The 13,221-nt window shown below is 50.8% G+C and carries 18 protein-coding genes and 1 pseudogene; 13 read left to right on the forward strand and 6 right to left on the reverse strand.

The genetic code is table 11. The features are described 5' to 3' along the window. The first annotated feature begins 2 nt into the window (after positions 1–2). The 7 genes and pseudogenes from rpsK to L2097_RS19500 form a co-directional block, all read left to right on the forward strand. Positions 3–392: a 30S ribosomal protein S11 gene (gene rpsK, locus L2097_RS19470; RefSeq protein WP_002919257.1), complete on the forward strand. Its 390-nt coding sequence runs from the start codon at positions 3–5 to the stop codon at positions 390–392. Between the two features lie 32 nt (positions 393–424). Then, complete coding sequence (gene rpsD, locus L2097_RS19475; RefSeq protein WP_000135224.1) at positions 425–1,045, forward strand: 30S ribosomal protein S4; 621 nt, start codon at positions 425–427, stop codon at positions 1,043–1,045. A gap of 25 nt (positions 1,046–1,070) precedes the next feature. Next, a complete protein-coding gene (locus tag L2097_RS19480; protein ID WP_034461761.1) occupies positions 1,071–2,060 on the forward strand; it encodes a DNA-directed RNA polymerase subunit alpha in 990 nt (329 codons plus the stop codon). Positions 2,061–2,100: 40 nt separating this feature from the next. Next, entirely contained in the window at positions 2,101–2,487 is a 387-nt protein-coding gene (rplQ, locus tag L2097_RS19485) for a 50S ribosomal protein L17 (protein ID WP_001216372.1), read from the forward strand. Between the two features lie 107 nt (positions 2,488–2,594). Further along, positions 2,595–2,963 (forward strand): DnaJ family domain-containing protein, encoded by a 369-nt coding sequence (locus L2097_RS19490; protein ID WP_250353511.1) that lies wholly within the window; start codon positions 2,595–2,597, stop codon positions 2,961–2,963. Positions 2,964–2,965: 2 nt separating this feature from the next. Continuing rightward, positions 2,966–3,391 (forward strand): Zn(2+)-responsive transcriptional regulator, encoded by a 426-nt coding sequence (zntR, locus tag L2097_RS19495; RefSeq protein ID WP_047372883.1) that lies wholly within the window; start codon positions 2,966–2,968, stop codon positions 3,389–3,391. A 56-nt stretch (positions 3,392–3,447) separates the two neighbouring features. Then, positions 3,448–3,651: pseudogene (locus tag L2097_RS19500) on the forward strand (alternative ribosome-rescue factor A); the annotation flags it as partial. A gap of 12 nt (positions 3,652–3,663) precedes the next feature. On the opposite strand, the gene mscL reads toward L2097_RS19500, so the two are convergent. From mscL to def, 5 genes are all read right to left on the reverse strand, one after another. Further along, complete coding sequence (gene mscL, locus L2097_RS19505; RefSeq protein ID WP_047372885.1) at positions 3,664–4,077, reverse strand: large-conductance mechanosensitive channel protein MscL; 414 nt, start codon at positions 4,075–4,077, stop codon at positions 3,664–3,666. Between the two features lie 140 nt (positions 4,078–4,217). Beyond that, positions 4,218–5,594: a Trk system potassium transporter TrkA gene (gene trkA / locus L2097_RS19510; RefSeq protein ID WP_039076825.1), complete on the reverse strand. Its 1,377-nt coding sequence runs from the start codon at positions 5,592–5,594 to the stop codon at positions 4,218–4,220. Positions 5,595–5,616: 22 nt separating this feature from the next. After that, entirely contained in the window at positions 5,617–6,906 is a 1,290-nt protein-coding gene (rsmB, locus tag L2097_RS19515) for a 16S rRNA (cytosine(967)-C(5))-methyltransferase RsmB (protein WP_047372886.1), read from the reverse strand. Between the two features lie 48 nt (positions 6,907–6,954). After that, positions 6,955–7,902 carry a methionyl-tRNA formyltransferase gene (fmt, locus tag L2097_RS19520; RefSeq protein WP_250353512.1) on the reverse strand — a complete coding sequence of 316 codons (948 nt, stop codon included), beginning with the start codon at positions 7,900–7,902 and terminating at the stop codon, positions 6,955–6,957. A 14-nt stretch (positions 7,903–7,916) separates the two neighbouring features. Then, entirely contained in the window at positions 7,917–8,426 is a 510-nt protein-coding gene (gene def, locus L2097_RS19525) for a peptide deformylase (protein ID WP_039076828.1), read from the reverse strand. A gap of 127 nt (positions 8,427–8,553) precedes the next feature. Between def and dprA the strand changes: the two genes are divergently transcribed. The 6 genes from dprA to L2097_RS19555 are packed head-to-tail and all read left to right on the forward strand — an operon-like array spanning position 8,554 to position 12,346. Continuing rightward, entirely contained in the window at positions 8,554–9,678 is a 1,125-nt protein-coding gene (dprA, locus tag L2097_RS19530) for a DNA-protecting protein DprA (protein ID WP_250353513.1), read from the forward strand. Next, positions 9,650–10,123, forward strand: a complete 474-nt coding sequence (gene smg / locus L2097_RS19535; RefSeq protein ID WP_039076830.1) for a DUF494 family protein Smg — start codon at positions 9,650–9,652, stop codon at positions 10,121–10,123. Before dprA ends, smg begins: the two co-directional genes overlap by 29 nt. Before the next feature lie 26 nt (positions 10,124–10,149). After that, positions 10,150–10,707, forward strand: coding sequence for a DNA topoisomerase family protein (locus tag L2097_RS19540; protein WP_250353514.1), 558 nt, complete (start codon positions 10,150–10,152; stop codon positions 10,705–10,707). Then, entirely contained in the window at positions 10,697–11,269 is a 573-nt protein-coding gene (gene tsaC / locus L2097_RS19545; protein WP_047372890.1) for an L-threonylcarbamoyladenylate synthase type 1 TsaC, read from the forward strand. Before L2097_RS19540 ends, tsaC begins: the two co-directional genes overlap by 11 nt. A 4-nt stretch (positions 11,270–11,273) precedes the next feature. Then, positions 11,274–12,092 carry a shikimate dehydrogenase gene (aroE, locus tag L2097_RS19550; RefSeq protein ID WP_250353515.1) on the forward strand — a complete coding sequence of 273 codons (819 nt, stop codon included), beginning with the start codon at positions 11,274–11,276 and terminating at the stop codon, positions 12,090–12,092. Beyond that, entirely contained in the window at positions 12,089–12,346 is a 258-nt protein-coding gene (locus tag L2097_RS19555) for a DUF1488 family protein (protein WP_250353516.1), read from the forward strand. The genes aroE and L2097_RS19555 overlap by 4 nt, the downstream gene beginning before the upstream one ends. On the opposite strand, the gene L2097_RS19560 is transcribed toward L2097_RS19555, so the two are convergent. Next, positions 12,328–12,876 (reverse strand): gamma carbonic anhydrase family protein, encoded by a 549-nt coding sequence (locus L2097_RS19560; RefSeq protein ID WP_085007481.1) that lies wholly within the window; start codon positions 12,874–12,876, stop codon positions 12,328–12,330. The genes L2097_RS19555 and L2097_RS19560 overlap by 19 nt on opposite strands. Positions 12,877–13,221: the final 345 nt, after the last annotated feature.

Genomic DNA, 13,221 nt, shown 5'->3' on the forward strand with positions numbered 1-13,221 from the left:
TAATGGCAAAGGCACCAATTCGTGCACGTAAACGTGTAAGAAAACAAGTCTCTGACGGCGTGGCTCATATCCATGCTTCTTTCAACAACACCATCGTTACTATTACTGATCGTCAGGGTAACGCATTGGGTTGGGCAACAGCCGGTGGTTCCGGTTTCCGTGGTTCTCGCAAATCCACTCCGTTTGCAGCTCAGGTTGCAGCAGAGCGTTGTGCAGAAGCCGTTAAAGAATACGGCATCAAGAATCTGGAAGTTATGGTCAAAGGTCCGGGTCCGGGTCGCGAATCTACTATTCGTGCTCTGAACGCCGCTGGTTTCCGCATCACTAATATTACTGATGTGACTCCGATCCCTCATAACGGTTGTCGTCCGCCGAAAAAACGTCGCGTATAACGCCTCGTTTCTAGGATTGTTGGAGAAAGAAAATGGCAAGATATTTGGGTCCTAAGCTCAAGCTGAGCCGTCGTGAGGGCACCGACTTATTCCTTAAGTCTGGCGTTCGCGCGATCGATACCAAGTGTAAAATTGAACAAGCTCCTGGCCAGCACGGTGCGCGTAAACCGCGTCTGTCTGACTACGGTGTGCAGTTGCGTGAAAAGCAAAAAGTTCGCCGTATCTACGGTGTGCTGGAGCGTCAGTTCCGTAACTACTATAAAGAAGCAGCACGTCTGAAAGGCAACACTGGTGAAAACCTGTTGGCTCTGCTGGAAGGTCGTCTGGACAACGTTGTATACCGTATGGGCTTCGGCGCCACTCGTGCAGAAGCACGCCAGCTGGTTAGCCACAAGGCTATCATGGTAAACGGTCGTGTTGTTAACATCGCTTCTTATCAGGTTAGTCCGAATGACGTTGTTAGCATTCGTGAGAAAGCGAAAAAGCAGTCTCGCGTGAAAGCCGCTCTGGAGCTGGCTGAGCAGCGTGAAAAGCCAACCTGGCTGGAAGTTGATGCTGGCAAGATGGAAGGCACGTTCAAGCGTAAGCCAGAGCGTTCTGATCTGTCTGCGGACATTAACGAACACCTGATCGTCGAGCTTTACTCCAAGTAAAGCTTAGTACCAAAGAGAGGACACAATGCAGGGTTCTGTGACAGAGTTTCTAAAACCGCGCCTGGTAGATATCGAGCAAGTGAGTTCGACGCACGCCAAGGTGACCCTTGAGCCTTTAGAGCGTGGCTTTGGCCATACTCTGGGTAACGCACTGCGCCGTATTCTGCTCTCATCGATGCCGGGTTGCGCGGTGACCGAGGTTGAGATTGATGGTGTACTTCATGAGTACAGCACCAAAGAAGGCGTTCAGGAAGATATCCTTGAAATCCTGCTCAACCTGAAAGGGCTGGCGGTGAGAGTTCAGGGTAAAGATGATGTTATTCTTACTCTGAATAAATCTGGCATTGGCCCTGTGACTGCAGCCGACATTACCCACGACGGTGATGTCGAAATCGTCAAGCCGCAGCACGTGATCTGCCACCTGACCGATGAGAACGCGTCTATTAGCATGCGTATCAAAGTTCAGCGCGGTCGTGGTTATGTGCCGGCTTCTGCCCGAATTCATTCGGAAGAAGATGAGCGCCCAATCGGCCGTCTGCTGGTCGACGCATGCTACAGCCCTGTAGAGCGTATTGCCTACAATGTTGAAGCAGCGCGTGTAGAACAGCGTACCGACCTGGACAAGCTGGTCATCGAAATGGAAACCAACGGCACAATCGATCCTGAAGAGGCGATTCGTCGTGCGGCAACCATTCTGGCTGAACAACTGGAAGCTTTCGTTGATTTACGTGATGTACGTCAGCCGGAAGTGAAAGAAGAGAAACCAGAATTCGATCCGATCCTGCTGCGCCCTGTTGACGATCTGGAATTGACTGTCCGCTCTGCTAACTGCCTCAAGGCAGAAGCTATCCACTATATCGGTGATCTGGTACAGCGTACCGAGGTTGAGTTGCTGAAAACGCCGAACCTGGGTAAAAAATCTCTTACCGAGATTAAAGATGTGCTGGCCTCACGTGGTCTGTCTCTGGGCATGCGCCTGGAAAACTGGCCGCCGGCAAGCATTGCTGACGAGTAACCGGATCACAGGTTAAGGTTTTACTGAGAAGGATAAGGTCATGCGCCATCGTAAGAGTGGTCGTCAACTGAACCGCAACAGCAGCCATCGCCAGGCTATGTTCCGCAACATGGCAGGTTCGCTGGTTCGTCATGAAATCATCAAGACGACCCTGCCGAAAGCGAAAGAACTGCGTCGCGTAGTTGAGCCGCTGATTACTCTTGCCAAGACTGATAGCGTTGCTAATCGTCGTCTGGCATTCGCCCGTACTCGTGATAACGAGATCGTGGCAAAACTGTTTAACGAGCTGGGCCCGCGTTTCGCGAGCCGTGCCGGTGGTTACACTCGTATTCTGAAGTGTGGCTTCCGTGCAGGCGACAATGCGCCGATGGCATACATCGAGCTGGTTGATCGTTCTGAATCGAAAGCAGAAGCTGCTGCAGAGTAATCTGCAGTAACGTAAAAAAACCCGCCTCGGCGGGTTTTTTTATATCCGCATTATCCCCACATTTCCTACTATGTCTGTATGTTTTTCGCTCCTCTTCTGGAGGTCGTATGTGGTTACTTGACCAGTGGGCAGAACGGCACATCCGTGATGCGCAGCAAAAAGGCGAATTTGAGCATTTGCCTGGTAGCGGTAAACCCCTTGTCCTGGATGATGATTCGCATGTACCGCCTGAACTACGCGCAGGGTTCCGTTTACTCAAAAATGCGGGCTGTCTTCCACCTGAACTTGAATATCGAAAAGAAGCGCTTGCTTTGTCGGACTTACTGGCTCATATACATCAAGATCATCCGGATTATCACGAAATAAGTCGGCAATTAACACTTCTGGAATTGAAATTGAAGCAGGCTGGACTAAGTACGGAATTCCTTCACGGTGAATATGCGGCAAAATTGATATTGAAATTAGATGAGGAGTAGACATGTTTCGTATTGGAGAATTGGCCAAACTGGCTGAGGTCACCCCGGATACCATTCGTTATTATGAAAAGCAGCAGATGATGGATCATGAAATCCGAACGGAAGGCGGCTTTCGCCTTTATTCGGATAATGACTTACAGCGTTTGAAATTTATCCGGCATGCGCGCCAGCTTGGCTTTACGCTTGAGTCGATTCGTGAATTGCTCTCTATCCGTATCGATCCTGAGCATCACACTTGCCAGGAATCCAAAAGCATAGTTCAGGCCCGATTGAGTGAGGTAGAAGCGAGAATTCAGGAATTACAGATTATGCAACGTTCTCTACAGAAACTAAATGATGCTTGCTGCGGTAGTGCGCACAGTAGCGTCTATTGCTCAATACTCGAAGCCCTGGAGCAGGGGGCCAGCAGCGCTCCGGACGGGCATTGATTTTTGTTGTAAGCAAGCCTACACTTGCGCCGTTTAAACCACAATCTGGAGAAATTATGAGCCATTATCAGCATAAGAAAGGGCAGATTAATGATAACGCCATCGAGGCATTGCTTCATGACCCCCTGTTCAGACAACGAGTTGAGAAGAATAAGAAGGGGAAAGGGAGTTATTTACGTAAAGATAAGCACGGTAAAAAAGGTAACTGGGAGGCCAGTGGCAAGCAAGCGAATCGCTTATTTACCACTGGCCTTCTGCTTAAAACAGCTTAATCAAATGCGTTTGTTCTGTTCTTTCAACAGATCGCGGATTTCCGTAAGCAGCAATTCCTCTTTGCCTGGTGCAGGCGGCGCTTTGGGTTCATCTTCCTGTTTACGTTTGAGTCGATTAATGAGTTTAATCGCCATGAAAATAGCAAACGCGACAATAATAAAGTCGAAAATATTCTGGATAAAGACACCGTAATGCATGACGACAGCCGGGACATCGCCTTGTGCCTCGCGCAAAGTGAGAGCGAATTGCTTAAAGTCTATTCCGCCAATCAGTAGCCCTAATGGAGGCATGATAATATCAGCAACCAGCGAAGAGACAATCTTGCCGAATGCCGCCCCAATGATCACACCTACCGCCAAATCAACTACATTTCCCCGCATCGCAAATTCGCGAAATTCTTTTAGCAAGCTCATGCTCTTCTCCTTGTGCTGTCAGACAAGTTAAGTCTAACAAATGTATTCTCGTTTGCCATTAAGGGTAAAAATTTGCTGGAATTTTTTAACACTGATAAATCCAGGGTTAAATAAAAGGCGCCAGTTGCGACGCCCGATAATTAGAGGAAGAAAGGGCTGGGCTGGAACAGGCGCTCAACATCGGTAATATATTTTTTGTCGGTAAGAAACATGATGACGTGGTCACCTTGTTCGATGCGTAAGTTGTCGTTGGCGATCATGACATCATTGCCGCGTACGACAGCGCCGATAATTGTACCAGGCGGTAACTTAATCTCATCGATGACACGCCCGACGACGCGTGATGTACTCTCATCACCGTGCGCCACAGCCTCTATCGCCTCAGCCACTCCGCGGCGCAGCGATGACACACCCACGATATCTGCTTTACGCACATGGCTCAGCAGCGCAGAAATGGTAGCCTGCTGTGGTGAAATCGCAATATCGATCACGCTTCCCTGTACCAGATCGACGTAGGCGCGTCGTTGAATTAGCACCATGACTTTCTTGGCGCCCATTCGCTTGGCCAGCATGGCAGACATGATATTCGCTTCATCATCGTTGGTGACGGCTATGAAGAGATCCATTTGATCAATATGTTCTTCTGCCAACAGCTCCTGATCGGATGCATCACCATAAAACACAATGGTGTTTTGTAGTTTTTCTGCCAGTTCAGCCGCGCGTTGCTGATCGCGTTCGATCAATTTGACGCTGTAATCTTTTTCCAGACGCATTGCCAGCCCAGCGCCGATATTACCGCCGCCAACAAGCATGATGCGCTTATAAGGTTTTTCAAGACGCTGTAACTCGCTCATTACGGCACGAATATGCTGAGACGCGGCGATGAAAAAGACTTCATCACCGGCTTCGACAATCGTTGAACCCTGCGGACGAATTGGACGGTCATGGCGGAAGATGGCGGCGACGCGGGTATCAATATGCGGCATATGCTCGCGCATCGTTGATAGCGCATTTCCTACCAGAGGTCCGCCGTAATAGGCTTTTACGACGGCGAGGCTGACTTTCCCTTCGGCGAAATTCACGACCTGCAATGCCCCTGGATATTCAATCAATCGATAAAGGCTATCGATGACCAGTTGCTCGGGGGCGATAAGGTGGTCGATAGGCACCGCTTCGGAATGGAACAACTTGTCTGCATCTCGGACGTAATCCGGGGAGCGGATGCGAGCAATACGATTTGGCGTATTAAACAGTGAATAGGCCACCTGGCAGGCAACCATATTTGTTTCGTCCGAACTGGTTACCGCAACCAGCATGTCCGCGTCGTCTGCACCTGCTTCACGCAGCACGCGTGGATGTGAACCATGTCCCTGGACAACGCGTAAATCAAATTTGTCCTGCAGACTACGCAGACGATCGCCGTTAGTATCCACGACGGTGATGTCATTATTTTCACCGACCAGGTTTTCCGCCAGCGTACCGCCGACTTGTCCCGCGCCCAGTATTATGATTTTCATCAGCTGCGACCCGTTATCCTACTCATTGTTTGGAAAGCTTAGCGTAAAAGAAGCCGTCGCCCTCTTCGGCTCCAGGCAGATTCTGTTGCCCAGGCCGTTCTGGCGTTCCCGTCACACTTAAGCGAGCATCAGGCGTGCGTGAAATGAATGCGGCAATTTGCTGGCTGTTCTCTTCCGGCAAAACGGAGCACGTGGCATAAACCAGCGTACCGCCTGGTTTGAGATGTGGCCAGACAGCATCAAGGATCTCAGCCTGTAATTGCACAAGTTCGCTGATGTCACGATCCCGACGCAACCATTTGATATCCGGATGGCGGCGGATTACACCCGTTGCCGAGCAGGGCGCATCCAGCAAAATACGGTCGAATTTTTCATCACCGCACCATTGCGCAGGGTGACGTCCATCACCTTGCTTCACCTCAGCCTTCATTCCCAGGCGTTTAAGATTGTCATAGACGCGGGAAAGGCGTTGCTCATCAATGTCGACAGCCAGAACACTGGCTTGCGGGGCGGCTTCAAGAATATGCGTGGTTTTACCGCCGGGCGCGGCACACAAGTCCAGGATGCGTTCACCATTTTGCGGTTCAAGGAAGGTGATACATCCCTGGGCAGAAGCATCTTGTACGGTGACCCAGCCCTCATCAAATCCTGGTAATGCGCTAACAGGAACCGCGGAGGCCATGCGTACGGCATCGGGATAGCCCGGATGAGGGAATCCTTCCATTCCGCTTTCAGCCAGCAGAGCCAGCCAGGCATCGCGGGAGTGGTGGTTACGATTCACGCGTAACCACATCGGTGGACGCAGATTATTGGCTTCTACTATATGTTGCCATTGTTGCGGATACGCTTTTTGCAGGCGTTTTAGCAACCAGGTCGGGTGCAGGAAGCGTTGTTCGCTCTGTTCAAACTCAGCCTGTAAGACGTCTTGCTGGCGCTGGAACTGACGCAGGACACCATTAATTAATCCTTTAAGCTGTGGGCGCTTGATAGCAACGGCACCTTCAACGGTCTCGGCCAGCGCAGCGTGAGCCGGAATGCGGGTATGCAGCAACTGGTACAGGCCAATCATAATCAGATAATGCACAGTACGCTGTTTACCCGTCATCGGGCGGGACATCAGTTTGTTGATGAGCCAGTCCAGTTGTGGGAGTGTTCGCAGAGCACCAAAGCAGAGCTCCTGCAGCAATGATTTGTCTTTATCGGAGACTTTCTGCTGGAGCGCCGGCAGAACATTACTCAGGGATTGCCCTTGTTCAACGACTTGTTCGATGGCCTGTGCCGCCATGCTGCGTAAATTAATATTTTTTTTCATAGCCACGAAAATAAAAACGCCCGGTAATACCGGGCTTAAAGATAATTGTCAGACCAGGCGATTACCCGGCGTAAACCACTCCCGCCGGGAGTTTAGGAGATCCTGAGTATTCATCGCTTTTTTACCGGCGGGTTGGAGCGATTCAAGATTCAAAATGCCCTCAGCCGTGGCAACCTGAATGCCTTGCTTATTGGCTTCAATAATGGTGCCGGGTTCGGCTTTAGCCTGGGTGTTTATCACCGATGCCTTCCAGACCTTAACCGGCTGGTCATCAATGACGAAATAGCTCATTGGCCATGGATTGAAGGCTCGAATACAACGCTCCAGTTGCGCCGCAGACAAAGACCAGTCAAGAAGCGCTTCTTCTTTACTGAGTTTTTCTGCATAGGTAACCTGCTCTTCGTCCTGCACCTCGGGTGTTGCCGTACCGGTTGCAATGTGCGTCAGCGTTGCGAGTAAACCCTGTGGACCAAGTTGTGCCAGCTTATCGTAAAGTGTCGCACTGGTGTCTTCGGCAGTAATCGGGCAGGAGAGCTTATAAAGCATATCGCCCGTGTCCAGCCCGACATCCATTTGCATGATAGTGACGCCAGTTTCCCTGTCACCCGCCCAAAGGGCGCGTTGGATCGGCGCTGCACCACGCCAGCGTGGGAGCAAAGAGCCGTGTACGTTCAGGCAACCGAGACGAGGCATCTCCAGAACGGCTTTTGGCAAGATGAGGCCATAGGCGACAACCACCATGATATCGGCCTGCAAATCGGCAACGAGTTGTTGATTTTCCTGTGGACGAAGAGACACTGGCTGAAATACCGGAATCCCTTTCTCCTCAGCCAGCACTTTGACCGGGCTCGGCATCAATTTTTTGCCGCGTCCGGCAGGACGATCAGGCTGAGTGAATACGCCAACGATCTGATGCTCAGAAGAGAGCAGCGCGTTGAGGTGACGCGCTGCAAAATCAGGTGTGCCGGCAAATATAATGCGAAGTGAATCTGACACGTGGACTCTTATCCTTAAGCTCGCGCTTTCATGCGATCAAGTTTTTCAACTTTCTGACGAATACGTTGTTGCTTGAGCGGCGACAGATAATCGATAAACAATTTACCGACCAAATGATCCATCTCATGCTGGATACAAATCGCCAACAGACCATCTGCTTCCAGCTCGTAGGTTTGGCCTTCACGGTTCAGCGCACGGATTTTCACTTTTTCGGCACGCGGAACAAGCGCTCGTTGCTCTGGAATAGAGAGGCAACCCTCTTCAATTCCCGTCTCGCCGCTTTTTTCCAGCAGTTCTGGGTTAATTAACACCAGTTGCTCATCGCGATTTTCAGAGACATCAATAACGATAATGCGTTGATGAATATCCACCTGGGTTGCAGCCAGACCAATACCTTCTTCCGCATACATCGTTTCAAACATATCGTCGACGATACGCTGAATTTCTGCATTAACTTCTTTTACCGGCGCGGCGACTTTGCGAAGACGCTCGTCCGGAATATGTAACACTTGCAAAACTGCCATAAATATCCAGAGTCGTGTTCAGGAGTAAGAAAGATTATCCCTTCTATTCTAGACAAATCCCCCTCTGATTGACAGCATCGGTGACCAATCGCAAGGATTGGGCGAGCTATTTATGGCAGGGACGCAGATGACTTCTACAGAAATATGGTTGCGCCTGATATATACAGGCGATTTGTTCGGTGAGGGGATGCTCAAGGCGGCGCAAAATCTGGCAAACAGTGCCGTGATTGATGTTGAGACGTTAACCGCAAGTGGCTTAACGGCAAAACAGGCCAGACGGTTTCTGGCAATGAGTTCACATGAAATCGAAGAGAGTCTGCTGTGGCTTGAGCAGCCACAGCATCATCTTATTCTCGCCTGCGAGCAGCAATATCCTCAACAATTACGGGCGATTGCAGATTACCCGGGAGCGCTTTTTATTAAAGGGGAGCCAGATGCGCTGGTGAACCAGCAGCTTGCTGTCGTCGGTAGCCGGGCACATTCATGGTACGGCGAACGCTGGGGTACACTGTTTTGTGAGGCGCTGGCGCGAAGCGGTTTAACGATTACCAGTGGGCTGGCGCTTGGAATTGACAGTGTCGCACATCGCGCAGCACTTAACGCGCAGGGTAAAACCATTGGTGTACTGGGGCATGGCCTTTTTACTGTTTATCCACGACGCCATGTCTCCCTTGCCGCCGATATCATCGCCAATGGCGGGGCGCTCGTCTCCGAATTTTCTCTCAAGACCACGCCTTATCCGGGCAATTTCCCTCGGCGTAATCGCATTATCAGTGGGCTTAGTCGTGGGGTGCTGGTTATCGAGGCTGCTTTACGCAGCGGTTCATTAGTTACTGCACGCTGTGCGGCGGAACAGGGACGTGACGTTTTTGCACTCCCCGGCCCGGTTGGAAATCCCGGTAGCGAAGGGCCGCATTGGTTGATACAGCAGGGTGCGCTTCTGGTTATCTCGCCAGAAGAAATCCTGGAAAATTTACAATACGGGCTACATTGGTTGCCTTCGGGTAACGAAAATTCAATTTATTCTCCAGATCAAGAAGAGGTGGCATTGCCATTTCCCGAGCTCCTGGCTAACGTAGGAGATGAGGTAACACCTGTTGACGTCGTCGCTGAACGTGCCGGCCAACCTGTGCCAGTAACTGTGGCTCAGCTACTTGAACTGGAGTTAGCAGGGTGGATCGCAGCTGTACCCGGCGGCTATGTCCGATTAAGGAGGGCAAGCCATGTTCGACGTACTAATGTATTTGTTTGAGACTTACATCCATAACGAAGCTGAAATGCGGGTGGATCAGGACAAACTAGAACGGGACCTTACCGACGCTGGTTTTGATCGTGAAGATATCTACAACGCGCTTCTGTGGCTTGAAAAGCTGGCTGATTATCAGGAAGGCCTCGCCGAACCGATGCAGCTTGCTTCTGACCCGCTCTCCGTGCGTATTTATACGCCAGAAGAGTGTGAACGGCTGGATGCCAGTTGCCGGGGATTTTTACTATTCCTGGAGCAGATTCAGGTGCTAAACCTCGAAACACGTGAGATGGTGATTGAACGAGTGCTGGCGCTGGATACGGCAGAATTCGAACTGGAGGACCTGAAATGGGTCATTCTGATGGTTCTGTTTAACATTCCAGGATGCGAAAACGCTTACCAGCAAATGGAAGAATTACTCTTTGAAGTGAATGAAGGTATGCTGCATTAATCATTTTTGCAGCTTCCAGAGTCCTTATGGCCAAATCAGCACTGTTTACGGTGCGTAACAACGAGCCCTGCCCACAGTGCGGGGCTGAACTCGTTATTCGTTCCGGCAAGCATGGTCCGTTTCTCGGATGTTCTCACTATCCGGAATGCGATTACGTCCGTCCGCTGAAAAGTCAGGCGGATGGGCATGTCGTCAAAATTCTGGAAGGACAAGACTGCCCCATTTGTGGTGCCGTGCTGGTATTGCGACAGGGGCGGTTCGGGATGTTTATTGGCTGCAGCCACTATCCTGAGTGTGAACATACCGAGCAAATAGATAAACCCGATAACACTGCGATCACTTGTCCGCAGTGTCAGACCGGGCACTTGATCCAACGACGGTCGCGATTTGGCAAAACCTTCCATTCCTGCGATCGTTACCCCGATTGTCAGTTCGTTATCAATTTCAAACCCGTGGCAGGGGAGTGTCCAACATGCCACTACCCGCTACTGATCGAGAAAAAAACGGCGCAAGGCACCCGATGTTTCTGCGCCAGTAAACAATGTGGAAAGCCGGTAACGGCGGAACAGACCCGTGAAGAATAACCTGCATTTGGATCCCATCGCTGCTGCGGTGGCGGTCCTGAAAAATAAAGATGTCATCGCCTATCCCACAGAGGCAGTTTTCGGTGTTGGGTGTGACCCGGACAGCGAGATTGCTGTAAATCGTCTGCTTGAGTTGAAACAGCGCCCGATCGAGAAAGGGCTTATCCTCATTGCCGCCAGCTTCGAGCAGTTAAAACCCTATATAGACGACAGCATGCTGAGCGAGGCCCAGCGGCAGGCCGTTTTCGCCTGTTGGCCAGGACCTGTAACATTCGTATTTCCTGCCAAAGCTACCACGCCGCGCTGGCTGACCGGGCGTTTTGATTCTCTGGCAGTACGCGTTACCGATCACCCGCTGGTGATTGCGTTATGCGAAGCGTATGGCAAACCGCTGGTATCAACCAGTGCAAACTTGACCGGTTTACCTCCTTGCCGAACGGATGACGAAGTACGCCAGCAATTTGGTGCCGATTTCCCTGTCGTGGAAGGGAAAACGGGTGGTCGCCAGAATCCTTCTGAAATTCGCGACGCCCTCACCGGCGAACTATTCCGTCAAGGTTAACGCTATGGAATCCTACGCTGTATTTGGTAATCCAATCGCACATAGCAAATCGCCGTTCATCCACGCGCAATTTGCAGCCCAATTAAAGATTGAGCATCCTTATGGCCGCGTACTGGCGCCAATGGATGCTTTCATCAATACGCTTGAGGCTTTCTTCGTTGCGGGGGGGAAAGGTGCCAATATCACTGTGCCTTTTAAAGAGGAAGCGTTCAGTCGGGCAGACGAACTCACCGAACGTGCTGCGCTTGCGGGTGCGGTAAATACGTTAAAGCGTCTTGAAGATGGGCGCTTGCTGGGTGACAACACTGATGGAATTGGTTTGTTAAGCGATCTGGAACGCTTGTCATTTATCCGGCCCGGCTTTCGCATCCTGCTGATTGGTGCGGGTGGCGCCGCACGAGGCGTACTGCTCCCGCTGCTTTCGCTGGATTGCGCAGTGACAATAACAAACCGGACGTTGGCTCGCGCACAAGAACTGGCAACGCTTTTTGCTCACACCGGCAGCGTGAATGCGCTTGCGTTATCCGATCTGGCAGGCCATGAATTCGACCTCATTATTAATGCCACCTCCAGCGGTATCGATGGAGGGGTGCCCGAACTCCCTGAGTCTCTCATTCATGCAGAGCTTTATTGCTACGATATGTTCTATCAAAAAGGCAGCACGCCTTTCCTGGCGTGGTGTCAGCAGCTTGGGGCGCAACGATGTGCCGATGGTTTGGGGATGCTGGTGGGGCAAGCGGCACATTCGGTGCTGCTATGGCATGGCGTATTGCCAGATATAGAATCTGTTATTAAACAGCTCCAGAGGGAACTAGCGGAATGAACCAGTCTATTCAGTTTCCCGACAGGGAGGAATGGAATGACGTACAGCAGGCGGTTTTTTTTCCTGCACTGGTGAACGGCTTGCAACTTACCTGCATTATCCGTGCTGATATTCTGGCGGATCGTTTTGGGGGCAATTCGCCAGCGTTGTGGCTGGCGTTGTTCCGGGAAAACCGCTGGGATCTGGAAGACGAGGCCGAACAGTTGATCCGTGAGCAGCAAGAAGATGAGCTGGGTTATATCTGGTTATCCTGAGCCAGATACTCATCTTTCCATTTCACGTAGTTGTTCGCCGAGTATTTTAACCCAGCGATCTCTTCTTCTTTTAGCGGGCGGATCTGTTTCACTGGACTTCCAAGGTAAAGGTAACCGCTCTCGAGGCGTTTATTTTGCGGAACCAGGCTGCCCGCGCCAATCATCACATCATCCTCGATAACCGCGCCATCTAACAAAATGGACCCCATGCCGACCAGAACGCGATTGCCGATAATACAGCCATGCAGCATGACCTTATGTCCCACCGTCACATCTTCGCCAATGATCAGCGGATTACCTTCGGGGTTATAAGAAGATTTATGCGTAACGTGTAATACGCTACCGTCCTGGATATTACTGCGCGCCCCTATCTCTACATAGTTAACATCACCGCGGATAGCGACCAGCGGCCAGATACCGACATCATCAGCAATACGGACATCGCCGATCACAACGCTGGTGGCATCGACCATTACTCTTTCACCGACTTGAGGATACAAATTTCTATAAGGACGTAGAACTGCGGACATAGCTACCTCATCAAAAACAGGTTGTGAAGAAGACTTTGGTGGCAATAACGTCCTTCTGCAAGCCTTTTACTTGTCATAATTCGAACAGATCGTACGGGATCTCAGCGAAAAGGGCGAAAAAACAACAATCAGTAAAAAAGATCGAAAAAACGCTTGTGCAAAAAAATGGGATCCCTATAATGCGCCTCCGTTGAGACGACAATGTGAAACACTTCACGAGATGGTCGGAACAACGAAGAGAAAAATCCTGAAATAACGGGTTGACTCTGAAAGAGGAAAGCGTAATATACGCCACCTCGCAACGGTGAGCGAAAGCCGCGTTGCACTGCTCTTTAACAATTTATC

This window comes from Citrobacter sp. MNAZ 1397 (assembly GCF_023613995.1).
Taxonomy (GTDB): domain Bacteria; phylum Pseudomonadota; class Gammaproteobacteria; order Enterobacterales; family Enterobacteriaceae; genus Phytobacter; species Phytobacter ursingii.

What these genes read in the sequence shown, in the direction of transcription:
- rpsK (WP_002919257.1), top strand. Translation starts at nt 3, where the DNA reads ATGGCAAAGGCACCAATTCGTGCACGTAAACGTGTAAGAAAACAAGTC.
- rpsD (WP_000135224.1), top strand. Translation starts at nt 425, where the DNA reads ATGGCAAGATATTTGGGTCCTAAGCTCAAGCTGAGCCGTCGTGAGGGC.
- L2097_RS19480 (WP_034461761.1), top strand. Translation starts at nt 1,071, where the DNA reads ATGCAGGGTTCTGTGACAGAGTTTCTAAAACCGCGCCTGGTAGATATC.
- rplQ (WP_001216372.1), top strand. Translation starts at nt 2,101, where the DNA reads ATGCGCCATCGTAAGAGTGGTCGTCAACTGAACCGCAACAGCAGCCAT.
- L2097_RS19490 (WP_250353511.1), top strand. Translation starts at nt 2,595, where the DNA reads ATGTGGTTACTTGACCAGTGGGCAGAACGGCACATCCGTGATGCGCAG.
- zntR (WP_047372883.1), top strand. Translation starts at nt 2,966, where the DNA reads ATGTTTCGTATTGGAGAATTGGCCAAACTGGCTGAGGTCACCCCGGAT.
- mscL (WP_047372885.1), bottom strand. Translation starts at nt 4,077, where the DNA reads ATGAGCTTGCTAAAAGAATTTCGCGAATTTGCGATGCGGGGAAATGTA.
- trkA (WP_039076825.1), bottom strand. Translation starts at nt 5,594, where the DNA reads ATGAAAATCATAATACTGGGCGCGGGACAAGTCGGCGGTACGCTGGCG.
- rsmB (WP_047372886.1), bottom strand. Translation starts at nt 6,906, where the DNA reads ATGAAAAAAAATATTAATTTACGCAGCATGGCGGCACAGGCCATCGAA.
- def (WP_039076828.1), bottom strand. Translation starts at nt 8,426, where the DNA reads ATGGCAGTTTTGCAAGTGTTACATATTCCGGACGAGCGTCTTCGCAAA.
- dprA (WP_250353513.1), top strand. Translation starts at nt 8,554, where the DNA reads ATGACTTCTACAGAAATATGGTTGCGCCTGATATATACAGGCGATTTG.
- smg (WP_039076830.1), top strand. Translation starts at nt 9,650, where the DNA reads ATGTTCGACGTACTAATGTATTTGTTTGAGACTTACATCCATAACGAA.
- L2097_RS19540 (WP_250353514.1), top strand. Translation starts at nt 10,150, where the DNA reads ATGGCCAAATCAGCACTGTTTACGGTGCGTAACAACGAGCCCTGCCCA.
- aroE (WP_250353515.1), top strand. Translation starts at nt 11,274, where the DNA reads ATGGAATCCTACGCTGTATTTGGTAATCCAATCGCACATAGCAAATCG.
- L2097_RS19555 (WP_250353516.1), top strand. Translation starts at nt 12,089, where the DNA reads ATGAACCAGTCTATTCAGTTTCCCGACAGGGAGGAATGGAATGACGTA.
- L2097_RS19560 (WP_085007481.1), bottom strand. Translation starts at nt 12,876, where the DNA reads ATGTCCGCAGTTCTACGTCCTTATAGAAATTTGTATCCTCAAGTCGGT.